The sequence below is a fragment of the Microcoleus sp. AT8-A3 genome, assembly GCF_036705675.1.
Taxonomy (GTDB): domain Bacteria; phylum Cyanobacteriota; class Cyanobacteriia; order Cyanobacteriales; family Microcoleaceae; genus Microcoleus.
Genome location: NZ_JAUBVD010000022.1, coordinates 74,635 through 99,824, shown reverse-complemented (window position 1 = coordinate 99,824; position 25,190 = coordinate 74,635). Strand labels below are relative to the sequence as shown.

The window sequence follows — 25,190 nt, the reverse complement described above, 5'->3', positions numbered from 1 at the left end:
CCGCAGTCCGACAGGGGTTGAAACCCCTGCCTCATAGCGAAAGTCGGTTAAAACCGACTGTAGATTTTGACGGGAAGTGCGAGGGATTTTAGTCCTCTTTCAGAGGACTTGAGCTATGAGACAGGGAATTCATTCCCTGTCGGAGTGTCGGATTTACCAACAATACCGCTACTGCATTTGATGTTAAGTTGACGCGCCGATAATTAGTCGGTAAGGTGCGTCAGTAAACAGTCTCTGACTCCCCAAAGAAATTCCAGACTGACGCACCCTACGATAAATGCTGCAAGATTTCAGTTAAAATAGAGCTTATTTACGCTGAAATATCTTTATGCTGATTTTACCAAAATATGAAATACAAATTGACTGGTCGTTCTCATATATAAATCAACCCATTAATTCCGAGTGGGCGACGATTGTCAGTGGCGATCGCAAAAAAGTCACTTTAGTCGATCGTAACTTGTCGCCAAAATACGAATACCACCTTCCCGACGAAATTAGCTGTTTAGCCATCAGCCCCAAAGGCGATTTGCTGGCAGCAATTATGGCAAATGGCAATCATTTAGCAATTGTGGCAGCAGAAAACCAGCTAGTTTTTGAAGAACAGCTACCTAACCCTCCTGTTAAGTTTTCACATTTGCATAACAAGAATGGATTTCAGGACTGCTGGTTTGATGCAGACGGCGTGCGTTTTTGGTGCATGAAATTAATTGAAATGAAGCAAGTCGAGATTCAAATTCGCGATACCAGTTCGTGGCAAATCCAGCGACAACTTTTGCTCAAAGACCCTCTTGGCGCCGGCAGTTCTTTCTCGTTTCACCCACACCCAGAAAATCACATTTTAGCTCTTTATGCTGCTGCCGGTCAGCACGGACAGCAAATCTACTGGCTTTATGATGATGGTACGAGAATTCATGCCGTGGAGGTTCCCTGTCTCTATGACACAGCGCCTCCAGAATTTCATCCTGCTGGTGGCGAATTTGTGGTTATAAATAATTACGATCGACAAATCAGCCGATTCAGTTTTCCTGACTGCAATCTACTTGGAATATGCGAATGCCCTTGTCCTGATTCGGATGACTGGTTTAGGTACTCTATGTGCTACCTATCAGACGATCGCCTTCTAATTGACACCGTTGAAGGGAGAATGTATTTAATCGATATTGACAAAATGGAAATGTTAGATGAACTGATTTTAAGCGGTCATGAACCGCGTCCTTCTCAAGAACTTTATCCTAATCTTAATGAGGAAGAAGGGCTTTGCAGCGACTTGGACTGCTTTTATAGATTTGATTCAGATAGGATTCTTTCGGTTCACTCACAACTGCCGAGTCAAAAGCCTGAGTCTAAACAGAAGACATTAGTTATCTTCGGCGGAAAAGAGCTGTTTGGTTCGCTGGCGGAGGTACAACAATCCGCACCATACAGTAAATTATTCATTCAATCTTTAGGCATTTCTTAATGATTTTCAATACAAAACGCTTCTTGTGCCGTGTTAGCTTTTCACTCGCTTTCCCACAATCCGACAGGGGTTGAAACCCCTGCCTCATAGCGAAAGTCGGTTAAAACCGACTGTAGATTTTGACGGGAAGTGCGAGGGATTTTAGTCCTCTTTCAGAGGACTTTAGCTATGAGACAGGGAATTCATTCCCTGTCGGACTGTCGCTTAAAACTGAGATATTGCACCATTCTCAATTAGACGTAGGGGCGGGTTCGCCAACAGCCTTAAAGCTTGCAAATAGGTTCTATAAACCCGCCCGACCCCACGAAAAATCCTCTTATTGATATTGCTGCAAGATGTCGGTTAAAACCGACTGTAGATTTTGACGGGAAGTGCGATCGATTTCAGTCCTCTTTGAGAGGACTTTTGCTATGAGACAGGGAATTCATTCCCTGTCGGAATGTCGGACTTACCAACAATACCGCTACTGCATCTGATGTGAAGTTGACGCGGCAAGAATTAGTGGGTAAGGTGCGTCAGTAAAAATTCTATGACTCCCAAAAGAAATTCCAGACTGACGCACCCTACGAGAATTAGTGTGTTTGACATCCGAAAGTCTTTGTGTTACACTCGTACTACATAACAAACTTGCAAAACCAACTTAAACAAAAATGCCCTACGAAAAATTAGACATATCAGCCCCAAAACCAGTATTATCTTGGGCAAATCACGCCCTGGGCGAAAAAGAAACCAAGATGACCGCAAACGTAGCATCTTTGCCCTTTGTATTCAAACACGTCGCACTAATGCCCGACGTACATTTAGGAAAAGGTGCTTTAGTCGGTTCAGTAATTGCCACAAAAGAAGCGATTATTCCGGCGGCTGTGGGCGTCGATGTGGGTTGCGGTATGTCTGCGATAAAAATGCCATTCAAAGCCAACAAACTAGAAGGCAAACTCAAACAAATTCGCCTCGATATCGAAGCAGCAATTCCAGTCGGATTTTCGGAAAACAAAGAAGTAGAAACAACTGTCACCAACTGGCAAGGATGGGGCGAGTTTAAGGAACTTCATCAAGGTGTGCAGCACCAAAACAATAAAGCCTTAAAACAAATGGGTTCCCTCGGCGGCGGTAATCATTTTATTGAGGTTTGCGTTGATACTGAAAACTTTGTGTGGCTAATGCTGCACTCCGGTTCTCGCGGCATTGGAAATTTGCTCGCACAGCAGCATATCGAGACTGCTAAAGATTTAGCTAAACTGGCAGAAATTAATCTGGCTGACAAAGATTTGGCTTATTTTGTAGCGGGTACGCGGGAGTTTGCGGCTTACTGGCACGATTTGCAGTGGGCGCAAGATTATGCTCGTTTTAATCGCGATGTAATGATGAATCGGTTTAAGCGAATTGTGGAAAAGCACGTCGCGGGTGGCAAATCTGTTAAGCCGTTATTAGAGGTGAATTGCCACCACAATTATGCGGAAAAAGAAGTGCATTTTGGCGAAGATGTGTATGTTACTCGCAAGGGTGCCGTACGCGCGGATGTAGAGGATTACGGGATTATTCCGGGTTCGATGGGGGCGAAATCTTTTATTGTTAAAGGGAAGGGAAATGCTGAAAGTTACTGTAGTTGCAGTCACGGTGCGGGGCGGTTGATGTCTCGCACTCAAGCTAAAAATGTATTCACTCTCGATGATTTGGTGCGGCAGACTGAGGGGGTTGAGTGCCGGAAAGATGAGCAATTTTTAGATGAAATTCCGGGGGCTTATAAGCCGATTGATGAGGTGATGAGTCAGCAGTCGGATTTGGTGGAAGTTGTGGCGACTTTGAAGCAGGTGGTTTGTGTCAAGGGGTGACAGAAACTGGTTTATTTGTACTTCATATCGTTTCCGGTTGTATCGGAATGATTTAACCGCAGAGGGCGCAGAGAACGCAGAGGGAGAGAATACAGAGAGGAATAATTCCGATGCTACCGGATTTGATATCACTTACCTGGAAAGTGCTTTATGGGAAGAGGGGGGAAATCAAGCCGCTGCTGATTTCCCCCCTCTTTACAAACGCTTTGTTTTCTGAAGCTTTTTCTCTAACACACCATTTGTCTCGACTCAATTTCTAGCAAGCGCAGCAGTGTTTCATCGCCCTTGGCTTTGGCTGCTTGCTTTCTACGATCGAGAATATTGCAAAGATTCGCTTGGTGCACTTGCGCCACTTCCACAACTGTTGGGTAATAATCCACCCTCGCTGAGGCGCTAGCTGCTGCGACATCACGATCGCCAGCTTGAGCATCTCGCTTTTTGGTATGGTTTGTGCCGCCGTATTTTCTGGGGTTGGGAATGTGTCTCGGATACCGATAGTTCCAGTTTTGACCCCGGTATTTGCCCGCGACTTCCCCTTCGATCATATCGACTGTCGGAATGTCGTACTCGTAGTTTGAACCGCGATAAGTGAGTTTCATATTTTTTGATCCTTATATTTATCGAGATAAAAAGGGCAATCAGGTCAGCGTTGGTTTTCTTCGCTAAAACATTTTTAGTTTCTGTATTCAATTATACTGTTTTTTTAGATAAATCGCTTTTTTTTACAAAAATTAATATTTTGAGGGGGAGACGGCAAGAAAAAACCCGCCGCAGCGGGTTTAATCCAGTTTCATAAAGTAGCGCTAGATATTACCCCCCCAACCCCCCCTCCCGCGGGGGGGCTAAGACTTCATCCATAGCACATCTTTAGAAAAATGGTATTAATCCAGTTTTTGACTGCTTCGAGCAGCCCCGGAGCGAAACTACTTCGGTTCCGAATAACTAGCCGACTGTCACCTGATCGGTTTGCACGTTTGTGGCACCTTCTTCAGCAGAGGCGATCGCCACCAACTTGTCGAGAATTTCCTGACTGGGAACTTGACCTTTGAGAACAACCGTGCTGCTGAGCTGAGCAACCCAAACAGTCTCGATATCAGCAACTTCTGCATCGCTGTCAAAAGCTAAAGCAACCCGCTTCGCGAGGCCACTTTCGTCAAAATTTCCGTCTGGGCCGACTTTAGCAGGAGCGATGGATTGCGCTTGTGCTGCTTGCTGTACTACTTGTGCCATCGGTTCAGCCTGGGGTGCAGGCTTTTCGAGTCCGAACAGTCTTTTAAACCAACCCATAGTATTTGAGTCTCCTGAAAATACACTTTTTACACAATAGCTCTAGAAGTCCAAAAGACTCGTAATTGTTGCAAAACTCAGCGAAATTTATCAAAATGTTTTCCGGTAGACTTTCACAATCTCAAATCTCCCATGATATGCAGATGTTAATTTTGCTATTTTATGTCTAGGATGCTACGCCTTGGATTGCAGACCAGTAGTCGAAATAGTTCCCACTTTTACCTTGAACAAACTGCACAGCGCGCCGGAATACATTCCCGGTTTGTTTAACTACTGGGGACATCTTGTGCTGGTCATCGAACTGTGTCCACGGATACAAGGGACGCTAAACCCGCGCTTAATTGGGGGTAGCCCTGCATATACGCTGTCAATCTAATTCTTAACTTTTTAGATAATATTCTTCTGCTTCTGACCAATTGAGTTTAAGCAAGGAATCATCTCCCCATGTCAGCTTGAGACTCGGCTTAATGGCTTCCACGCCCAAAGCGCTAATAATTTGCGCTGCGACAGCTTTCGCCAATAGCGGCGGTACAGAATTTCCGACTTGGCGAAAACCGTGCCATTTTGTGACATGAAATCTAAACCAGTCAGGATAGGAATGCAGTCGCGCAGCTTCTCTGACTGTAATGCACCGAGGGGCGATCGGGTGAATCGGTCTCGGCGAAGTATAAGCCCCCCTAGCCCTGTCGGTTCCGGCCCTGAGAGTGTTGCAAACTCCGTCGGGGTGAAGCTTGTAAAAACGGCTGATCGGCTCTTTTTCGCCGCGTTTTGCCGCCTGAAACCTTTCTATACATTCCTGAGAATGTTTAGTTCGCAAACTACAAGAGAGGATTTGTCGATCGTACTCGCGATCGTAGGAATAATCATCATCCAAACCATCAATTCCGCGCATTATACTCGCATAAGTGCTGCACTTTCCGTACTCTGCCATTACCCAATCTCGGTGCAGCAACTCGCTGTAGTTTTCCACTTCCGGCAAATCTCCAATCGCATCCCAAACAGTCGGAACAGCAGGTAAATTAATTTTTTTATAGCGTTTAGGAATTTTAATTTTGGGCAATATAGTAGTTTGCTGAGGGTATTTGGGTAGCTCATAACCTGCTTTGCACCCAATCAAAAACAATCGTTTGCGAGCTTGCGGCACTCCATAGTTAACAGCGTTGAGAACTTGATAATTTTCTTCTACTTTATAGCCACGTTTCAGAAAAGAGCTAATTAAAACATTCAGGAGTTCTTTGTGTTCTCCTGATGCAATTCCCGGTACATTTTCCATTACAAAAAACTTGGGTTTTAGCTCCAAAACTAAGCGCTGAAAGTGAAAAATTAGAGAATTTCGTGGATCGTCCACATCGCGCTTGCCCATCATCGAGAATCCTTGACAGGGCGAACCGCTGATTACTACGTCTATCTCGCGCCCCCCGATCGCCGATTTTTTCCGAATTTCCGAGCCCGTAAGCTGTGTGACATCTTTACACAGAATAGAACACAGCGGGAAATTAAACTCGTGTGTGGCGCAGTGAATAGGGTCAATTTCGACTGAGGCAAGTACGTCAAAACCTGCTTGTTCAAAGCCCAGAGTCATGCCGCCCGCACCTGCAAATAAATCAACAGCGATCGGTCGCTTTTTCCGATTGCTTGGCATAACATTTCAATAAAAAAGTTGCTTTAATAGAAATTAAGGAAATCAACAGCGTTTCTGGTAATAAATCGTGAATTTGTCCACGAGCCAGCCACAAAGGAACCGGGTTTATACATAACTTTTAAATACAAAAAATGCTTTAAGAAGCTGTATTTAATTTGACATTTTTCATTATTTCCGCAGCCGCCCGATCGCACACGCCCACATCTCCGAGACTTTCCCGCATTTCCCGATAACCCGCCAAAGTTTGCTGGCGCCGATCGGCATTTTGCAGCAATTCCAATGCGTGATGCACTATATTTTCCGCAGTCGCCTCGTCTTGCAGCAACTCCGGGACGATCGGCTTCATTTGCACCAAATTGGGCGGAGACATAAAAGGAATCGAAAATTTCAGCACGTGGCGAAAAATCCAAGCCGTAATTGGACTGACGCGATAGAGGACAACTTGCGGAACATCCAGCAAAGCCAGCTCCAGATTAACAGTACCAGATTTAGTAATCGCCAGATCGGCAGCAGCCAAGATTTCCAGAGTTTGATTTTCTAACAGAGTAGCCCGCAAACCGTAATTCTCGATCGCCTGTTCAATTTTGTGGCGAAAAGCGTTATTAGCAAGCGGAATCCAAAAATGAACTTCCGGCAATTTAGCTTGAATAATTTGAGCTGCCTCAAATATAACCGGCATCAGGTACTTGAGTTCTTGGTGTCTAGAAGCGGGAATTAGGGCGATCGACACCTGTTCCGGTCCAATTCCCAAAGTTTTGCGGGCAACTTCCCGGCTGGGCGCAGATTGCATTCTATCCACCAAAGGATGACCAACCCAACTCACTTCGGCTCCTTTTTCTCGATAATAACAAGCTTCCTCTGGGAAAATTGCCAAAAGTTGGTCGCAAATATTGACAATCAGATCAGTATTGCGAGGAGAAATCGACCAAACCCATTCTTGAGGTGCGATGTACCAAACCACGGGCAAATCAGGCAAACAGCGGCGGATATAGCTGCCAATACCGAGATTTGGAGTCAAATAATCAATCAATACAACAGCATCGGGGCGGAAGTTTTTGAGATATTGTTTAGCTTTTTGTTGAACTTTGATCGTTGGCCAAATATACGGCACTGATTCTATCAAACCCATAGAACCAATGCCCACAGTATCGCCTAAAATAGTAGCCCCAGCTTCTGCCATACGAGGGCCGCCCAATCCGGTTATTTCTAACTCCAAACCAGCGGCGACAGCGTAACGTTTTAAGGCTGCAACTAACAAAGCTCCTTGCAAATCGCCCGAAACCTCACCAGTGCTGATAAAAATTTTCATATTTTGACTTTATACAGGTGAGATGTTTGCTAATAACTCGGTAACAGCATCATATTGATCGGGCATATTAGCACAGCGTAGCAGTAATTCTAAGTCCAGAGCGGGAAGGAATGTACTCCGGGAAATCTGCTCATAATTTTCACCTGTTAAGTAATAGAGAGATAACTGACTATTTTGCCAAAACCAGACTTCCCGAACTCCCAATCTTTTGTAGAATTCTAGAGTATTTATCCCGCCACTGGTAATTACCACTTCAATAGCAATATCTGGGACTATTTTTTGGGTTCCTATATCATAGGAATCATCCGGCTCTTTTCTACCGCCTAATTCTCTGTTACCCAGAGTCGGGCCGCCCTTGCCGTAAAATCTAATCCCATTTGCTCTCATATATGCCTCTAGCAGCATACAGAGAGTTTTCTTGATTATTTCGTGTTCGGGCGAGACAGTCATAATTTGCAGTATTTTATCGAGATAGAAAAATTTCACACCTCTGACATCTTTAAAAGCTGCTTCTATCGCTTCAAATTGCTCCCAACTAACATCTGAGAACCTGATGCAGCCATCTGGTTCTGTTTCAGGGGATGTAGATTTGACAGAAGTATATACATTCATAGGGCAACAGTCGCTTAGTTCATAGGTTTATTCTACCTCATTCACTTTTTGCCAGGAATCAAACCGCGTCGCCCTTTGGTTATAGACTGCTGCATAAATCTCCGCAGGTGCTGCAAGTGGGCGTTTTCTGGCAACAAATCCAACTGTTCCAAAGCTCGATCGAGAGTGTAGCCAGAACGGTATAGAATACGAAAAGTTTTCTTCAAAAGTAGCAAATCTTCTTGGGTAAAACCGGCGCGTTCGAGGCCTATTTTGTTGATTGCTCGCACTCTCGAAGGATTTCCCTCGACTAGCATATAAGGAGGCACATCTCGATCGATCCTGCTCAAGCCGCCCACCATAGACAAACGGCCGATTTGGACAAACTGATGAACCCCCAAAACACCGCTCAAGCGGGCTTGAGACTCGATTTTAACGTGTCCGGCTAAGGCTACAGCATTAGCGATAATTACTCGATCGGCGATCGCGCAATTGTGTCCCACATGAACATAAGCCATCAATAGATTATGATTGCCAATAGTCGTGCTTTCCCCCGCTCCAGTAGCGCGGTTAATTGTCACGTATTCCCGAATGAGATTGTTGTCGCCAATTTTCACCCTAGTTAGAGAACCCTCATATTTCAAATCTTGAGGTTCCAAACCAATCGCCGCACCGGGGAAAATTTGATTGCGAGCGCCTATTTCTGTTAGCCCGTCGATAATAGCATGAGCGCCAATCTTAGTCTCCGGCCCTATTTTCACTCTTTCCCCAATTACAGCATAAGCTCCCACTTCTACAGTCGGGTGAAGTTCAGCGCGGGGATGAATCACAGCAGTTGGGTGAATCAAAGTAAGCATTTTTTATTAGTCAGTTTTCAGTTTTCAGTTTTCAGTTTTCATACAAAATCAAGCTTAAATACCCCGTTTATTTCTTAGTCCGCGGCGGACTTCGTTTGTGTAGTAGCGATTGCAATCGCCGAATCATCAAGGAGTAACAAACCAGGATTTAGTATCAGTAGTCAATTGTCAATTGTCAATTGTCAGTGGTTATCAGGAATATAGAGAAATCCCCAAATAACACATAACCAATCACCAATCACCAATCACCAATCACCAATCACCAACTTAATCTACCATCGAAAACGTCAATTCTCCTTCACAAACTTTTTGTCCGTCTACTTCAGCCAGAGCCTGCATTTTTGCGAAGCGGCGGCGTTTTACCCACAGCAATTCTACAGTCATCAGCAACTGATCGCCCGGTACAACCTGACGACGGAACTTGACTCGATCAATTCCGGTAAACATCCACAATCCTTGCTTGATATCGGGCAACTGAGCCAGAACAATACCGCCAACTTGAGCCATCGCTTCGACAATTAATACTCCAGGCATAATCGGCCGTCCGGGGAAATGCCCTTGAAAATGCGGTTCGTTAAAAGTCACATTTTTAATTCCTACAGCCTTCTCGGACGGCACGTAATCAACAATCTTGTCAACCAGTGCAAAAGGATAGCGATGAGGCAATAATTTCTGAACTTCTTCGAGAGTAAAAGTAGATTTAACCGCTGGAGAATCTTCACCGTTTTTGGTGGGGACGGATTCAGAATTAGCAGTATTGAGGGTGTTAACTTCAGTCAGCGTAGACATTTCTTGAAGAATTTTGAGTGTGGTATGGCAGAAGGCAGAAGGCAGAAGGAAGATGTAATCTTAACAGAAGATCGCCTGTTTTTTCCTAACTTTTATCTAGCGTAGCTAGAGCTTGGGAGTTCAGGGCTTGGGCGAGTTGGACGTGCAGGTTGTGACTGGCTTTGTAAGCCAAGTAGTGAGCTTTTGGCCAAGTTCCGAGCAGACTGAGGTCGCCTACTAAGTCTAGGATTTTATGGCGCACTGGTTCGTTGGCAAATCTCAAAGGCGGGTTGAGCCAGCCGGATCGATCGCAAACTAGGGCGTTTTCTAGGGTACCACCTTTGATCAAACCAGCTTGTCGCAATTGGTCAACTTGGCGAGCAAGTCCAAAAGTGCGGGCTGGGGCGATCGCCGTCGCAAAACTTTCTGCCTCTGGCGACCAACTGTACCATTGATTGCCGATCGCCTGTTCCTCAAAATCAATTCCGTAACTAAATCGAGTTTCGGCTGAGGGTAAAGCTGCTGCAAAAGCATCCCCGTGACGCACCCAAATTGGCTCACTAACGACAAAGGAGGAAGTGGGGTATTGCTTAGATTCTTGAGGAACTAAGCCGGTATGGGCGATCGCCTCTACCCAAACCAGAGCCGAACCGTCCAGCAGCGGCACTTCCGGCCCATCAACCTCAATTCGAGCATTATCCGCTCCCATCCCCGCCAAAGCGGCTAATAGATGCTCTACAGTGCGAATTTGAGCATCGATACCTGCCAGTTCCGTTGAAAGTGCAGTCTGGCAAACCGCCTCAATTTTTGCAGGAATTCTCGGAGCACCAGGCAAGTCAATTCTGACAAAATAGCGACCTTCCCCAACCTCTGCAGGCAAAACTCGGACGCGAGTTTGTTCGCCGCTGTGCAAACCGATTCCCGACAGTTCAAATTCAGATTTTAAGGTACGTTCAATAGTCATTAGTTAGTAGTCAGTAGTCATTAGTTAGTAGTCAGTAGTTAGTAGTCAACTGTCAACAGTCAACTGCCAACTGTCAACAGTCAACTGCCAACTGCCAACTGCCAACTGCCAACTGTCAACTTAGAATCGCTCACCAATTCCAAAGTGAATTTGATTGTCGCCAGTGTCGTTGATACCGTAATCGATCCGGATCGGCCCTAAAGGAGATTGAACCCGCACGCCGATGCCGTAACCGTAACCGCTACCGGGCTTTTCGCGGATACCTGCCGGGTCGCCTGGGACATCTTTGCCCGTGCCCAAGTCAGTGCCAGCATCCAAAAATAGCGCTCCGCCGATAAACGAAATAATCGGGAAACGGTACTCAACGCTGGCCTCTAGGAAGCTGCGGCCGGCTCCCATGTCGCCTTCGTCGTATCCGCGCACCGAGTTGGCGCCGCCCAAGGCAAAGGCTTCGTAGGGAGGCAAATCTCCGAATACGGTGCCGCCCCTAAAACTGAATGCCAGGGTTTGAGGGCCGGCGGTAAAGTTAGTGTACTTGACTGGTAGGTACAAGCTGTAGCTGGCCCGCAGGCGGTTTAACAGGATGCTGCCGGAACCTACAGGAATCGATTGTTCCATCCCAAATCTGAGCAGGGAACCGCTAGTGGGGCGGAGGGGGTCGTTGCGCCGATCGCGTACAACACCTGCTTGCAAAGTTGTCAAGTCATCCGAACCCGAATCGCTAAAACTCAACAGGTTGCCGAGTTCGTCCTCGGATTCGCGCCGGCCTTTGCGATCGGTAATTGAGACTCGCTGGTACTGCAAGCCTACTGAAGCTGTCCACTCAGAATCGGCAAAAGGATTCCGATCCAGGGGACGGGTGAAATTGATACCGGCACCAGTACGATTGATGCGGGGTCGATCGTCGTTGGGCAATCTGACTTCCCGTTCGCCGCCGTCAAAAATCACGCTGATCGATCGTCTTCTAAACGCATTAATCGTATAAGAAGTCCGGTAAGGATCGCCCGCAATCCAGGGATCTGTAAAACTCAAGTCAAACAGATTTTGGCGTTCCCCGATTTGTACTTCAGCCCCCAATTTCTGGTTCCTACCTCTCAAGTTTTGCTGCTGGTAACTCAGCGTACCGAACAAACCCGTCGCGGAACTCAAACCTGCACCAGCCGCCAGAGAACCGGTATTTTTCTCAATGACGTTGACAATTACTCTTGCCTTGCGGGGGTCAGTCGTTCCCGGTTCCAAGGCAAGTCGCACGTCTTCAAAAATTCCCAAACCAAACACCCGTCTCAAATCTCTTTCCGCCTTGGTGCGGTTAAAGATGTCTCCGGGCTTGAGTTCTACTTCGCGGGTGATGACAAACTGACGGGTGTTGCCTCCGATCGGCTGACCCGTCGCATCTGTTGCCTCTCCCTCCTTGTTCAGGAAGCGGACATCAACGGATTCGATCTGGCCTTCTGCCACTACCAGGGTGACAGTGCCGTCGTCTGCTACTTGCGGGGCATCAGTGATTTGGCCCAAAACATAGCCGTTCTCTTGATACCACGCATTAATTTTTTTCACTCCCTCTTCAAAGCGGCGGAGGTTGAGAATTTTGCCGTATTGATCGCGGAAGCTTTCGTCAATTACGCTTTGGGGCAGCACTTGCTGACCGGTGATTGTCACTCCCTGCAGCACCGGATTTGGCTGCACAATAAAAGTCACCCGGACGCCCAACGGGGTGTCTTCCGGTACTGCCCGCACGTTTCTAAAAAAGCCCGTGGCAAAAATGGCGTTGATGTCTTGTTGCAGTTGGCTGCGGTTGGTTGTGCGTCCCGGTTGGGTGCTGATGACTCGGTAAATTTCGGTTTCCAAGTCTTCCGTCGCGCCGGTGACTGTAACTTCTGCTACTAGCACTTGCGGTTCTGCCGCCCCGGCGGGTGCAGGGGCTTGTCTCGGCTGCGGTGCCCGGCCAGGGGGCAATGGAGGAACGGTGTTAGTCGGCGGTCCCGTCGGGGCCGGTATTGTCGGAACTTGGGCGTTTTGAGCGATCGCCTCGGATTCATCTGGTTTCCCTAGCTCTGCTGCGATCCAGGCGGGCGTTACCGCCGCTTCCGATGGGGGGAGCGAGCTTTCCTGTTGCGCCTCTGGCAGGGCGTTTTGGCTGCTAGAGGCGGGGGAAGGGTTGGATGCTAGCTCGGGTTTGAGTTCAAGGATCGGAGGTGAAACCGGGGATGGCGGGTCTGTGACTTGGTTTGGGGGTTCGCGGTCGTTCCCTCCTCTGGCAGGGGCCTCCGCTATTTTTAGGGCTTCCCCTTTGCTGGTTTTAGCGGCTTTAGGGTTTTGAGGAGGGTTTGGGGTTAATTCTGGAAGGGGGCGATCGGGTAATTCGATCGACGGGGCGGGCCCGGCGGCAGTCAAAGCTTCCTCTGCTGATTCAGAGTAGGATGTTTGGCCGGAAGCAGAATTTGATAACCCGAATGTTGCTGAGGCAGTAAAAACTGCCACCAATACAGCAGATAAACGCATTTTTGTTCACTTTTTTGGAATCCACACACCACATTAGTCATTAGTCATTAGTCATTAGTCATTAGTTATTAAGTCGGTTGAATTTCGCGCTGATCGCTAATTGATGACTGTTGACCGCTGATTGCTGACATCGAAAGCAGAAGGGTAACAAACTGTGCAATTCTAGCGCATTACCAAGGCCTCTAGACTTTCTGAGCGAGAACGCGTTGGAGAACTTGCTGGTAAGCGGTTTCTACCGATCCTAAGTCGCGGCGGAATCGGTCTTTGTCCATAACACGGGCGTCGGGGTCGGCTTCTGCATTGTCCCAGAGGCGGCAGGTGTCGGGACTGATTTCGTCGGCGAGGATCAGATTTTGATGTTGGTCGATACCGAATTCTAGTTTGAAGTCTACCAGGGTGATGCCGCACTGGCTGAAAAATTCTTTGAGTATTTCGTTAATTTCGCGGGCGGCGATTTCTAGTTGGTCTACTTGTTCGGGGGTGGCTAGCTGCATTAGCAGCAGCCTGTCGCGGGTCAGCAGCGGGTCTCCCAAATCGTCGTTTTTGTAATAAAACTCGACCAGCGGCGGATTGACAATTGTGCCGAGGGCGAGTCCGGTTTGCTTGCAAAGACTGCCGGCGGCAATGTTTCTGACTACGACTTCCAAGGGCAAGATTTGGACGCGACAGACTCGCATTTGGTTGGGGGCCGGGGTGTCGATGAAGTGGGTGGGAATGCCTTTGGCTTCTAGCATCCGAAACAGGTGGGCGGATACGGCGCAGTTGATTTCGCCTTTGCCGACGATGCTGCCGCGTTTCTGGGCGTTAAAGGCTGTGGCGTCGTCTTTGAAGTGGGTCAGCAAAATTTCGCTGTCTTCGGTGGAGTAGAGGATTTTGGCTTTGCCTTCGTAGAGTTTGCGATCGGCTGACATGGCGATTAATAATAATGTAGATGAGTTTTAGATTTTACCGTAGCTCGATCGGGTGTTATTGGCGAGTTTTTGGATCTCCGCTGCACCGCTCATCCTCTGACAAGCGAATTTCTTCATGTGGTACCCGCCACGTGATTTATCCGTGGAATCCATCCCAAATCTCAAATCTCAAATCCTCAAGCCCCCGCATTTATCCGTCGGGTCAATCCAAAATCTCAAATCTCAAATCCAAAATCGAATGACGGGCAAGTACGCCTGCAGGTAGATACTGTCATCGACCCCGGCATAAATGATTCTTGACAAAGGACAATAGATATTAAACCTGCTGGGTTCGCGATCCGTGCTGACAAAACCTCGCCAACGAGACGGGCGCTTAAAAAACATCTAGAAAATGGCTGATTTATGCAAGACAAAAAAATTCATATTCTTTTGGTAGAAGATGATGAGGTTGATGTGATGAACGTCCGGCGAGCTTTCAAAAAAAATAACATCGTCAACCCCCTCTACATTGCTGCCAATGGATTAGAAGCTCTAGCTATATTGCGTGGACAAGGAAAAATAGATCCTCCCATGCCTCAAGCGCGCCGGTTGATTTTGCTGGACTTGAATATGCCGAGAATGAGCGGGATCGAGTTTTTGCAAGAATTGCGACTGGATGAATGTTTGAGGTCGATTCCGGTAATCGTCCTCACAACTTCTAATGAAGATAGAGATAAAGTAAAAGCTTATAATTTGAATGTAGCGGGCTATATTCTTAAACCTGTTACTTTTTCTAACTTTGTGGAAGTGATGGCTACCCTAAACAAATACTGGATGCTGAGTGAAATTCCCTAAAATAGGGAAATTTGAATAGAAAAATTTTCAAGGGGGCTTTATGATTTTTCAGCGATGCAGTTGTTTTAAGTCCTTTTTCTTGACAGCAGCTTTTTCGGACTAATCCACAATTCGGTTTTTATGGACAAAATTCTCACAATTCTGATAGTTGATGACGATGCAGTCGATCGAATGGCAATCAAACGATCGCTCAAGTCTGCTGGTGTTTCTGCAGAAGTTACTGAAGCAGAAGACTGCGCGGATGCGCTGGCACAACTCTCGGTTAGCAAAAATTCTATGCAGGCTACCGCAAAACTCTCCCAACAAAATAAATCTCAACCTTTAAGCGAGGTTGAGGAGACAGAAAAGGGGCTGCTATTAAATCAAATATTTGAGTGCAAATTTGACTGCGTATTCCTCGACTACGGATTGCCGGACGGAGACGGACTGAGTTTGGTAAAACATCTACGAGAAGCTGGACTGAAAGTTCCCTTAATTGTACTCACAGGTCAAGGCGACGAACAAATCGCTGTGGAATTGATGAAGGCAGGAGCTTCTGATTATATTGCTAAAAATAAGCTTTCTCCCGATAGTTTGTCCCGCAGTTTGTCCAATGCGATGCGCGTTTACCGCGCCGAATTTCAGGCGTTTCATACCAGTCAAAAGCTTAAGGAAAGTGAGGAACGGTACAGGTTAGTTTTAGAGGGAGTGAACGACGGAATTTGGGATTGGGATTTAAGTAAAAATGAGGTTTATTGGAACGATCGCCTTTTGGAAATTATCGGTTTGTCGCGAAAGCAATTTGGCAGGACTATGGAAGCTCTATACAACCGCCTGCACCCCGATGACAAGGAGGGAATTGTCGCGGCGATCGCCGCTCACTTGGAACAAGAAATAGATTATAATGTAGAATTCCGGCTGCTACACTCGAACGGTGTTTACCGCTACTGCACTTCTCAGGGAAAAGCTCAGCGAAATTCCAAAGGAAAAGCGCTGCGAATGGCCGGCATGATTAGCGACATTACTGAGCGGAAACAGGCGGAATATGCTCTGGAAAGGGAACGGCAGCAACTGAAACAAATTATTACTTGCGTGCCGGTAGCAATGGCGATGTTCGATACGGAAATGCGCTATTTAGCTAACTCGCACAAATGGCTGACTCAATTTAATTTTGAGTGGCAGTCGCTGACTAATCTCAGTCATTACGAATTGTTTCCAGATACCCCGAATCGCTGGAAAGTAATGTATCAAGAAGTGCTCAGAGGTGAGGTCGTTTCTGTGAGCGAAGATGCTTGGGAACGAGCAGACGGCTCTGTTATCTACCTGCGCTGGGCCGCTCACCCTTGGTACAATCCAGACGGTAAAGTAGGGGGAATTGTGATGGTGGCCGACAAGATTAATGAGTTGGTGGAAGCGCGGGAAACTGCCTTAGAAGCTAGCCGGGTGAAGTCGCAATTCTTGGCGAACATGAGTCACGAAATTCGCACTCCGATGAATGGGGTTTTGGCAATGGCTCAATTGCTGCTGCGCGCTCCTCTGGAACAGAAACAGCGGGACTGTGCTCAGACGATTTACCGCAGTGCTGAACATTTGCTAAGTGTTATTAATGATATCCTTGATTTCTCTAAAATTGAAGCTGGAGAAATGCGACTTGAAAAGTCTAATTTTGATTTGGATAGTTGCGTTGAGTCGGTGATAGAAATTATAGCGCATTTGGCCGAAGAAAAAGGTATTGAATTGAATATTTTAGTTGACAGCTCAGTGCCGAGAAAGTTGGTGGGCGACTCGGGCAGATTGAAGCAAGTTTTGCTGAATTTGACGGGGAATGCCATAAAATTTACCGATCGCGGTCAAGTTCTAGTTCACGTAACTGTGAAACAGGGCAACAGACTGGCAGAGGGTAGACAAGAAGCAAGGTTGCTATTTTCGGTGCGGGATACTGGCATTGGAATTTCGGCCCAAGGACAAACAAAGCTGTTCCAATCTTTTTCTCAGGTAGATGATTCTCCTACTAGGCCTTACGGCGGGACGGGTTTAGGTTTGGCTATTTGTAAGCAGTTAGTGGAGATGATGGGAGGGGACATTGGAGTTCGCAGTTTGCTAGGCAGCGGTGCTACTTTTTGGTTTACTGTACCTTTGGAAAAACAGTTGCCAGTTGAGCCTCACGATCCCGAACTTGCGGGCAAGAAGTTGTTAGTAATCTCTGGAAGTGCTTTGAGGAGGGCAGCAGTGCGATCGCTCGCTCAAAGTTGGGGTGCGCGCTGCGACGAGGCAGAAAGTGCTGCTGAGGCTTGGAGTTGGTTGAAAAATACCCAGGGCGGGATTTCTCAGAATTCGGGAGAGGGGGGAAAAAGTTGGGATGTGGTGCTGGTGGACTTGCAAATGCCGGAGTTGGATGCGGAGGAATTTGCTAGGAAAGTGCGATCGACCTCGACAGTTGGCTCGTTAATCGCCATGACTGCTTTGCGAGAACAGCCGAAGGCTGAATCGCTTTGCAGTCGAGGTTTTAACGGATATTTGATCGAGCCGGTGCGGCCAAGTCGCCTGCTTGAGGCAATGGCGCCGATGAAGGGAAGGGGAGATTCTGGGAGAGTGGAGGCTGCTAATACTTGCAAGTTGCCACCAGTTAATACTCAATATGTTACTCCCAATTCGCTGTCATCGCTGAGAATTTTGGTGGCGGAAGACCACCCGATCAATCAACAAGTTCTTGTCGAACAGTTGGCAGTTTTAGGCTATCAGGCTGACTGCGTAGTCAACGGTCAAGAAGCGCTGGATTTGCTGGCAAAAAAAAGCTATGATTTAGTGCTGATGGACTGTCAAATGCCGGTACTGGATGGTTATAAAACGGCGCAAAAGTTGAGGGAAATCGAAGGAAGCGATCGGCATACTTTTGTGATGGCTTTAACTGCTCATGCTATGCCGGGGGAACGAGAAAAGTGTCTAGCGGCGGGGATGGACGATTATCTCAGCAAACCTGTAGATTTAGATGCTTTGGCGGCGGCCCTGAAAAAGTATGAAGCCCTAAATGTTCAGGATGAAAATAAGTATGGAGTTAAAACTATAAATTCGGAAAATAAATCTCAATTAGCAACAAATTATACAGAAGTTGTGGAAAAAGCGCAGGTTGTGGCCGGGCCGACACCAAGGGCGATCGCACTTCCAACTTGGGAACATAGAGACTGCGACGGACTGTTCGACAAGAGCAGATTGGAGCAACTCGGACGAGTTAATATTAAATTGCCAGAGCGACTCTTGCAAGCTTTTGTGGCAGGAGCCCAAGCTGATGTAGCTGCTGCCAAAAGAGCCGTAGAAGCTAAAGATTGGCAAGCTGTGGAATATCAAGCCCACCGTCTCAAGGGAACTTCGGCTAATGTGGGAGTTGCTCAGATGTCGGATTTGGCCGCACAATTGGAGCATCAAGCGCGAAGCTTTCAATCTGAACCAAAAGGGGTGGAATTGTCAAATAGTGAGAGGATTGAGAACCTATTAGTAAGTTTGTCCAGTCATTTAGCCCGGGTGCAAGAATTTGTGGAAAATCGAATGTTTAGTTAGTCGGTTAGTCGCTATTAATCGATATTAGTCGGCGCTTGAAATCGCGCCTAAACAAACGAAGTCCGCCTACGCGGACTAAGAAATAAATTCTTTGTTTCTTTGTTTGTTTATTTCTTTGTTTCTTTCTTTCTTCACTCTGTGTTCTCTGCGTTCTCTGCGGTTAATTTAAAAAAAATAATTAATTTAGCTATGAATTACGATACCATTACAAACACTATTTCAAATAGCAATTCCTTAGAAAACGAGGAAAAACTGCTAACGCCTTTGATGGTTTTTGCTCGCGAAATTTTATTGTATGAAAAAGAGGGTATTTCTGAGCAATATTCTGTAAATGCTGTGCCTTACCCGCTCGATGAAATCAATAATTTTTCTGTGGACAATCTAGTAGCAAAAGTGGCTCGCTGCTGTCGGGAAAGCAAGGTGGGAAAAAAATTACCTACGGCTTTTTACGTTCACGTTTCAGCTTTGCAGAGACTCAACCCTGTCCTCGGAATCTACGAAAATTGTGCCAGACGCACTCTCGAAAATATTGATGAAGCAACTTTAGTTAAATTTTTGCTTCATCAACCTAAAATATCTTATCTTTTTTACCCTGATTTCGATACAAATGCTCATCCTGATTTGCAAACCAGCATCCAGATTAATCTAGCAACAGGGGAAGTTAAATATTTTGATTACAGTAACTGCGAAAATCCCCCGGTTTTGCACCGCAAGGAAACTTTTGTAGCTGCGGATTATCCCCATTACGAAAAGTTTGCGAGGCTGACTCGCTGCGAGGAAAAGTGGGGACTGCTTGACAATACTAGCGTTATCGGAACTCGCGAAGGTTGGCTCAAATATTTGGGATATTGCGGTGTAGAAATTCAAGATCATACTGTTGTCGAGCGTTTGAAAGAGGAGAATAGTGAGCTATCAATTCCTAAAATCGAGCGACATAAAGCTGCAATGGTACGCAATTCGCTTTCTAAACCCCTGCGTCTGGTTTTAGAAGCTGATTTAGTGAGGGACGGGGCGACTTTTTTTGATTACGGTTGCGGTTACGGCGGGGATGTTAAATATATTGCACAAGAGGGTTATGCTATTTCTGGTTGGGACCCATACTATCAGCCGGATACTCCGCGAATGTGTGCGGATATTGTGAATATTGGTTATGTGATTAATGTAATTGAATCTTTGGCGGAACGCCGAGAAGCTTTGCTAAGTGCTTGGGAATTAACTAAGAGTTTATTAGTTGTAGCGGCTCAAGTTTTGATTGATGATAGCGATCGAGGCCAAATTGCTTATGGGGATGGGGTGATTACTTCTCGGAATACTTTTCAGAAGTATTACGAACAGGAAGAGTTGAAGGTTTATATTGACCAAGTTTTGAATGTTGATGCAATTCCTGTGGCTTTGGGAATCTATTTTGTGTTTCGGGATGCAGCGGAGGGTGAAAGTTTTCGTGCTTCTCGGTTTCGATCGCACTTATCGACTCCCAGGGTGCGATCGCAAGTTAAGCGGTTTGAGGATTATGCGGAAATGTTGGCTCCTTTGATGGCTTTTGTGAGCGATCGGGGCCGGCTTCCTGTTAAAGGCGAACTAGCGGAAGAATCGGCGATTAAGGAGGAATTTCACAGTTTTAATCGCGCTTGGAGGGTGATTTTGCAAGCAACGGATGCGGATGATTGGGAGAAAATCGCCGACAAGCGCCGCCAAGATTTGCTGGTATATCTCGCTCTCAACGGTTTGGGCGATCGACCTTCGATGCGCCGACTCCCAGCTCAAATCCGCAACGACATCAAAGGTTTGTTTGACAATTATCAAAAAGCTTGCACTTTGGCAGATTTAATGCTATATAGTCTGAGCAAACCTGATATTGTTGCGGATTGCTGCGAAGATAGTGCGATCGGCTACAAACAGCATGGTTCCCTTTCTGTTCACGTCTCTGCATTAGAAGAACTAGACCCTTTGCTCAGGCTCTACGAAGGCTGCGCCAACCGCACAATTGGCAGACTTGACGGCGCGACAATTATCAAATTTTACGCTCGCAGACCTCAGATTTCCTATCTATTTTATCCCGATTTTGACACTAACCCGCATCCAGCCCTTCACACTTCTATGCACATAGATTTGCGCGACCTTTCTGTGAGCTATCAAGACTATTCTGATGTGTACAATCCGCCAATTTTAGTGAGAAAAGAAGCTTTTGTTACTGAGAGTTATCCGCATTATGACAAGTTTGCGAAACTCACCCGCCAAGAAGAAAAGTTAGGTATTCTCGATCGTGGCGTAGTTAAGAAACATCGGGAATGGATGAAGTGTTTGGAGGAAAATTGCGTGAAAATTAAGGATCATAAGTTGTTTTGGCGATCGAATGCTGACCCAGAAAAGTTGAAAATGCTGCAAAAAGCTGCGTCGGAACGTCAGGCGCGAAAGATTGAGGTTAATGCAGGAAAGAGTGAAGGAACCGCAGAGGGCACAGAGAGCACAGAGGAAGGGAAAGAAGAGGAATAGTCATGGAAACAGAGAAAGTTTCTGCCTAACTACCCAAAATTGGGATTTCACACAGAAAATTTCTGCTTTTGACCCCATGACGGGAAGGGAGTAGTTCCCAAAATCTCAAAATATTGATAGACTTAATCAAAGATATCTTGTTCTGTTTAAAAGGTATAGCCATGACAAATCAAGAGTTTTTAGGTGAATTTTTATCTCTGCCGGCTGAAGCACAGAGTCAAGTGGTAAGTTTGATCGCCTTTTTAAAACAAAAGTACATATATGATGAACATGTCTCTTCGTCAGTAAATGTTGATTTAATGAACGATCCATTTATTGGAATGTGGCGAGATCGTCAAGACTTAGGTAGCACTACCTGGGTACGTAATCTCCGAGAAAACGAGTGGTAAAAAGCACATGGCTAGTTCAACTATCATAGATACCGACATAATCATCGATGTTGGTCGTGGTATTCCTGATGCAGTTAATTGTTTGCAAGGACTAAAATCAAGTTCTCGATTAGCAATTAGCATAATCACACAAATGGAGCTAATTGTTGGTTGCGCTAACAAGGTAGAGTTACAGACTCTAGAAAAATTTCTCCAGCAGTTTGACGTGATTAGAATTGACCAGTCTATTTCAGATAAGGCGGTTGACTTGTTACGGTTGTATCGGCTAAGTCACGGCTTACTAATTGCCGATGGCTTGATCGCAGCTACAGCAATAGTATGGGAGTACCCTTTCATCACTAAGAACCAACGAGATTATCGATTCATTCAAAACTTAAATTTATTGCCCTATCCGTAGCAATCAGAAAGCCTAACAATGCGTTGGAGTCGAGTATCGGTATTGGTTTACTTGATGGACGAATTGTAGTTGTTGTCTACACGGAGCTTGATGAGGAAACAGTTCGTATTATCTCCAGGGCGAAAGTCACTGTCTTATGAACGCAGACGCTATGAACAATACCTCACAAACCGACTGGGCGAGAATCGACGCAATGAGCAATGAAGATATCGATACTTCCGATAGTCCACCACTATCGGAGGAGTTCTTTACTAGAGCGCAATTACGAATGCCTCAGTCGGCTATTACTATGCAAGTTCAAGTCGATCCTGAAACATTTGCTTGGTTTCAGGCACAAGGAGAAACTGCCAGCAAATGTCTGTAGCACTTAGGATTTATGCAGATGCACACAAAACCTATCCTGCATTCGTAGCAAAGCCAGCATAGCGACAGCTATAATTATGGTTGGCTTTCATTACCTTCCGACAAAGAATTAGGCTTCTTGCTACAATGTTTTGATACAGTTCAAGTCAGGTAGAATATGTCCCTAATGTAATGAGCGCCCCAGCAAAATTCCAAGCAACCTCTCCTCCTTTCCGTTGGGATGAAGCGGGAGGTATCCGTATAGGTTCGAGTCGAGTCACCCTAGATAGCATACTTGCTTCATACCACAATGGCTCCACTCCCGAAGAAATCGCTATTCAGTATTCAGTTGTTCGCTTAGAAGACATATACAGTACCATTGCTTACTATCTAAACCATCGTCAGGAAATTGACAGTTATTTGGAACAGCGCAGCCAACAATCTCAGCAACTGAGACAAGAACTTTCTCGACAACACAACTTAGTTGATCTGAGACAACGTTTGCTTACTCGTTATCAGTCAAAAGGGGAGTCGATACCAAGTGCGCCTTCTAACTGATGAAAATTTTAATGGAGCCATATTGCGTGGGCTGGTGAGACGTTTGCCTGAATTAGATATTGTTCGTGTCCAAGATGTAGGGCTGATTCACACTGACGATCCAGATATTTTAGAATGGGCGGCTAATGAAGGACGCATCTTACTTACCCATGATGTGGCCACTATTACGATGTATGCCTACGAGCGAGTCAATCAAGGACTACCTAGGGCTTGGAGTTATTGAGGTTATTGCAACAGCACCCATTGGTAAGATCATTGATGATTTAGAACTATTTATTTGTTGCAGTCAGCCTGATGAATATGAAGGTCGAATTCTTTTCATCCCTTTCCCTATACTGTGATTTGGCTAGATAGTCGGTGGAATCTACTGTATGTGGTTCACATTGAGCGTGAAGAAAATGTCATTCGGATTATTTCAGCACGTAAAGCAACTCGTCAGGAGAGGGCAGAGTATGAAAGTTGAAGCATTAAAACAGCGATTAAACCGCAACCGTCCAATGACTAGCGTGACGATTCGTATGCCCGAAGATGTTGTGGAATATCTAAAGAAAGTTGCACCCTTGTTGGGTTTTTCGGGTTATCAGCCATTAATTCGTGCTTATATCGGTCAAGGTTTGCGCGTTGATTTAGAACGATTTGAGAGCGAGACAGTAAGAGCCTTAGTAGCAAGTTTGAAGCGCCGAGGTGTCAGCGATGCAGTGATTGATGAGGCATTAAAGGAAGTCGTTCATGCTAAATCATGTTAATTGTATCTAGCCAGCAGCATCTCATATCCAACCCGTTGACATCGGAATTATTCATCTCTCTCTTCTGGAGACTCTGCGCCCTCTGCGCCCTCTGCGGTTAAATCATTCCCATAAAATCGGAATTGATACCATTACAAAAGTCATGGTCTCATAAACGCAGACGCAACCATCCTACTTTTGACAAAGCAGTTCGCCTCAGACAAGAAGGGCGTAAGTCTGCTGAATAGCTCAATACCTGCACGCGGGCCAAAAACCCGGTTTCTGCGTGAATATCTCAAGGGATAATCCACGATTTTTCCTAGAAACCGGGTTTTTTAGGTAGAAGCGTGCGTAAGTCTTGTTAAGCAAACTTAATCTTCAAATAATCATCCTCCATCTTCGCCCCCGAAGGTTGCAGCGCCGCTAAAGCTTGCGGCAACACCAAATTACGGCGGTGATTCCCAATCCGAACATTCAACTCATCTCCCGTTTTGGTCAACTGGATCTGATCCTTAGCAATTCCGGGCAAATACAGTTCAAGACTATATTGATTGTTTTCCTGCACGATCTTAATCGTATTTTCTTTGTAATAAACTTGACTTGGGTCTTCGTCTTTGTAAAGCGTTTCTTTCAACCGTTCCAAAGCTGCCAAACCGCACATTTCTTCTGAATAAAGTGGCACTTCCTTAACTGGCAGCGGCATGAAATCTGAGTGAATTTCCTGACGGTACTGTTCCTGGCTTTCTTTCCACCGTTTAAAAAATGGGTCAGTTACTTCTGCGGGAATAATCCGGTTAGCTACTACTAAATCTGTGGCTACATTGTACAAACTCAAATAGGCATGAGCCCGCAGAGACTCTTTAATTACCATTTTTTCGGGATTGGTAACTAACCTTACCGAAGTCACAGTATTGTCAGTTAAAACCTTTTCCAAAGCTTCGATTTGTTCGTAAAATTCGTAAGGTGCATCCATCACCTCTTTGTCTGGTAAAGAAAAACCCGCAATTGGTCTAAAAATTGGTTCAACTAAAGGTCTAAGAGCGGCTGATATGCCTTGCAGCGGCTTGTAAAATTTTCTCATGTACCAGCCGCCAACTTCCGGCAAACTTAGCAGTCTCAATGCAGTGCCAGTCGGAGCCGAATCGATAATTAAAACATCAAATTCGCCTTCGTCGTAATGCCGCTTCATTCGCACCAAACCGAAGATTTCATCCATTCCTGGCAAGATAGCTAATTCTTCAGCTTGTACCCCTTCGAGTCCCTGGGCACGCAAGACTTGAGTAATGTAGCGCTTAACGGCTCCCCAATTGCCTTCTAATTCCCTGAGAGCGTCTAATTCTGCTCCCCACAAATTCGGTTTCACCAGCCGCGAATCGTGTCCGAGTTCCATGTCGAAGCTGTCGGCTAAGGAGTGAGCGGGATCTGTACTCAGCACTAGGGTTTTGTATCCCAATTCGGCACACCGCAGCCCCGTCGCAGCGGCTACGGAGGTTTTGCCGACGCCGCCTTTTCCGGTCATTAATATTAAGCGCATTGATTGTTTAGCTCGCCTGAAAGTAGTTTACTCCTATATTGTAACGTTATGTAACGGGAATTAATTTTGTGGGTAATTAATTTGGGCGACAAGCAGCCGCCGGACACAGCACATTTTCGCTAACTCACGAAATTGCTGCCATGTCAAGATAAGTTAAAATTATTTATTTCAGATATCAATTGCGACCCATAAAAATCAATCAGCGTTCATCTGTGTTTATCTGCTAATATTTGCCTTAAAAAAGGGATCTCGCTCTTGAAAC

General features: G+C 46.0%; 23 protein-coding genes. 12 read left to right on the top strand and 11 right to left on the bottom strand.

What is annotated here, in order from left to right; genetic code table 11:
* Positions 1 to 328: 328 nt before the first annotated feature.
* The gene (locus QUB51_RS15270; RefSeq protein WP_333262230.1) at positions 329 to 1,459 is read left to right on the top strand and encodes a hypothetical protein; all 1,131 of its coding nucleotides are present in this window, start codon (positions 329 to 331) and stop codon (positions 1,457 to 1,459) included.
* A gap of 650 nt (positions 1,460 to 2,109) precedes the next feature.
* On the top strand, positions 2,110 to 3,291 hold the full coding sequence (locus QUB51_RS15265; protein WP_333262233.1) for an RtcB family protein: 1,182 nt from the start codon (positions 2,110 to 2,112) through the stop codon (positions 3,289 to 3,291).
* Between the two features lie 227 nt (positions 3,292 to 3,518).
* Here QUB51_RS15265 and QUB51_RS15260 read toward each other — a convergent pair whose 3' ends face one another.
* From QUB51_RS15260 to purC, 10 genes are all read right to left on the bottom strand, one after another.
* A complete protein-coding gene (locus QUB51_RS15260; protein WP_333262236.1) occupies positions 3,519 to 3,890 on the bottom strand; it encodes a DUF4278 domain-containing protein in 372 nt (123 codons plus the stop codon).
* A gap of 343 nt (positions 3,891 to 4,233) precedes the next feature.
* Positions 4,234 to 4,578 carry a BON domain-containing protein gene (locus tag QUB51_RS15255; protein ID WP_333053154.1) on the bottom strand — a complete coding sequence of 115 codons (345 nt, stop codon included), beginning with the start codon at positions 4,576 to 4,578 and terminating at the stop codon, positions 4,234 to 4,236.
* Between the two features lie 379 nt (positions 4,579 to 4,957).
* Positions 4,958 to 6,220, bottom strand: coding sequence for a DNA cytosine methyltransferase (locus tag QUB51_RS15250; RefSeq protein ID WP_333053155.1), 1,263 nt, complete (start codon positions 6,218 to 6,220; stop codon positions 4,958 to 4,960).
* Positions 6,221 to 6,356: 136 nt separating this feature from the next.
* The gene (lpxB, locus tag QUB51_RS15245; protein WP_333208290.1) at positions 6,357 to 7,529 is read right to left on the bottom strand and encodes a lipid-A-disaccharide synthase; all 1,173 of its coding nucleotides are present in this window, start codon (positions 7,527 to 7,529) and stop codon (positions 6,357 to 6,359) included.
* Between the two features lie 9 nt (positions 7,530 to 7,538).
* Positions 7,539 to 8,141, bottom strand: coding sequence for a Uma2 family endonuclease (locus tag QUB51_RS15240; protein ID WP_333053159.1), 603 nt, complete (start codon positions 8,139 to 8,141; stop codon positions 7,539 to 7,541).
* A 41-nt stretch (positions 8,142 to 8,182) separates the two neighbouring features.
* A complete protein-coding gene (gene lpxA / locus QUB51_RS15235) occupies positions 8,183 to 8,977 on the bottom strand; it encodes an acyl-ACP--UDP-N-acetylglucosamine O-acyltransferase (protein ID WP_333208292.1) in 795 nt (264 codons plus the stop codon).
* Positions 8,978 to 9,244: 267 nt separating this feature from the next.
* Positions 9,245 to 9,766, bottom strand: a complete 522-nt coding sequence (gene fabZ, locus QUB51_RS15230; RefSeq protein WP_333053161.1) for a 3-hydroxyacyl-ACP dehydratase FabZ — start codon at positions 9,764 to 9,766, stop codon at positions 9,245 to 9,247.
* Between the two features lie 85 nt (positions 9,767 to 9,851).
* Positions 9,852 to 10,709, bottom strand: a complete 858-nt coding sequence (gene lpxC / locus QUB51_RS15225; protein ID WP_333053162.1) for a UDP-3-O-acyl-N-acetylglucosamine deacetylase — start codon at positions 10,707 to 10,709, stop codon at positions 9,852 to 9,854.
* 120 nt (positions 10,710 to 10,829) lie between these two features.
* On the bottom strand, positions 10,830 to 13,211 hold the full coding sequence (locus tag QUB51_RS15220; protein WP_333053164.1) for a BamA/TamA family outer membrane protein: 2,382 nt from the start codon (positions 13,209 to 13,211) through the stop codon (positions 10,830 to 10,832).
* A gap of 182 nt (positions 13,212 to 13,393) precedes the next feature.
* A complete protein-coding gene (gene purC / locus QUB51_RS15215; protein WP_333041222.1) occupies positions 13,394 to 14,122 on the bottom strand; it encodes a phosphoribosylaminoimidazolesuccinocarboxamide synthase in 729 nt (242 codons plus the stop codon).
* A gap of 402 nt (positions 14,123 to 14,524) precedes the next feature.
* On the opposite strand from purC, the gene QUB51_RS15210 reads away from it, so the two are divergent.
* The 10 genes from QUB51_RS15210 to QUB51_RS15170 all read left to right on the top strand — a co-directional run bounded on the left by QUB51_RS15210 (position 14,525) and on the right by QUB51_RS15170 (position 23,415).
* A complete protein-coding gene (locus tag QUB51_RS15210; RefSeq protein WP_333053165.1) occupies positions 14,525 to 14,956 on the top strand; it encodes a response regulator in 432 nt (143 codons plus the stop codon).
* 120 nt (positions 14,957 to 15,076) lie between these two features.
* Positions 15,077 to 18,490, top strand: a complete 3,414-nt coding sequence (locus tag QUB51_RS15205; protein WP_333208293.1) for a response regulator — start codon at positions 15,077 to 15,079, stop codon at positions 18,488 to 18,490.
* A 189-nt stretch (positions 18,491 to 18,679) separates the two neighbouring features.
* A complete protein-coding gene (locus QUB51_RS15200) occupies positions 18,680 to 20,983 on the top strand; it encodes a DNA phosphorothioation-associated putative methyltransferase (RefSeq protein WP_333053169.1) in 2,304 nt (767 codons plus the stop codon).
* Positions 20,984 to 21,144: 161 nt separating this feature from the next.
* The gene (locus tag QUB51_RS15195) at positions 21,145 to 21,372 is read left to right on the top strand and encodes a hypothetical protein (RefSeq protein ID WP_333053171.1); all 228 of its coding nucleotides are present in this window, start codon (positions 21,145 to 21,147) and stop codon (positions 21,370 to 21,372) included.
* 7 nt (positions 21,373 to 21,379) lie between these two features.
* Positions 21,380 to 21,769, top strand: a complete 390-nt coding sequence (locus QUB51_RS15190; RefSeq protein ID WP_333053173.1) for a type II toxin-antitoxin system VapC family toxin — start codon at positions 21,380 to 21,382, stop codon at positions 21,767 to 21,769.
* A gap of 136 nt (positions 21,770 to 21,905) precedes the next feature.
* Positions 21,906 to 22,133, top strand: coding sequence for a hypothetical protein (locus QUB51_RS15185; RefSeq protein ID WP_333053175.1), 228 nt, complete (start codon positions 21,906 to 21,908; stop codon positions 22,131 to 22,133).
* Between the two features lie 170 nt (positions 22,134 to 22,303).
* Positions 22,304 to 22,669 carry a DUF433 domain-containing protein gene (locus QUB51_RS15180; RefSeq protein ID WP_333053176.1) on the top strand — a complete coding sequence of 122 codons (366 nt, stop codon included), beginning with the start codon at positions 22,304 to 22,306 and terminating at the stop codon, positions 22,667 to 22,669.
* Positions 22,653 to 22,892 (top strand): DUF5615 family PIN-like protein, encoded by a 240-nt coding sequence (locus tag QUB51_RS15175; RefSeq protein WP_333053177.1) that lies wholly within the window; start codon positions 22,653 to 22,655, stop codon positions 22,890 to 22,892. The genes QUB51_RS15180 and QUB51_RS15175 overlap by 17 nt, the downstream gene beginning before the upstream one ends.
* Positions 22,893 to 23,006: 114 nt before the next feature.
* Positions 23,007 to 23,132 (top strand): BrnT family toxin, encoded by a 126-nt coding sequence (locus tag QUB51_RS30425; RefSeq protein ID WP_445243088.1) that lies wholly within the window; start codon positions 23,007 to 23,009, stop codon positions 23,130 to 23,132.
* On the top strand, positions 23,122 to 23,415 hold the full coding sequence (locus QUB51_RS15170) for a hypothetical protein (protein ID WP_333053179.1): 294 nt from the start codon (positions 23,122 to 23,124) through the stop codon (positions 23,413 to 23,415). The genes QUB51_RS30425 and QUB51_RS15170 overlap by 11 nt, the downstream gene beginning before the upstream one ends.
* Positions 23,416 to 23,755: 340 nt before the next feature.
* Here the strand turns inward: QUB51_RS15170 and QUB51_RS15165 are convergent, their stop codons facing one another.
* The gene (locus QUB51_RS15165) at positions 23,756 to 24,928 is read right to left on the bottom strand and encodes a TRC40/GET3/ArsA family transport-energizing ATPase (protein ID WP_333262239.1); all 1,173 of its coding nucleotides are present in this window, start codon (positions 24,926 to 24,928) and stop codon (positions 23,756 to 23,758) included.
* Between the last annotated feature and the right edge of the window lie 262 nt (positions 24,929 to 25,190).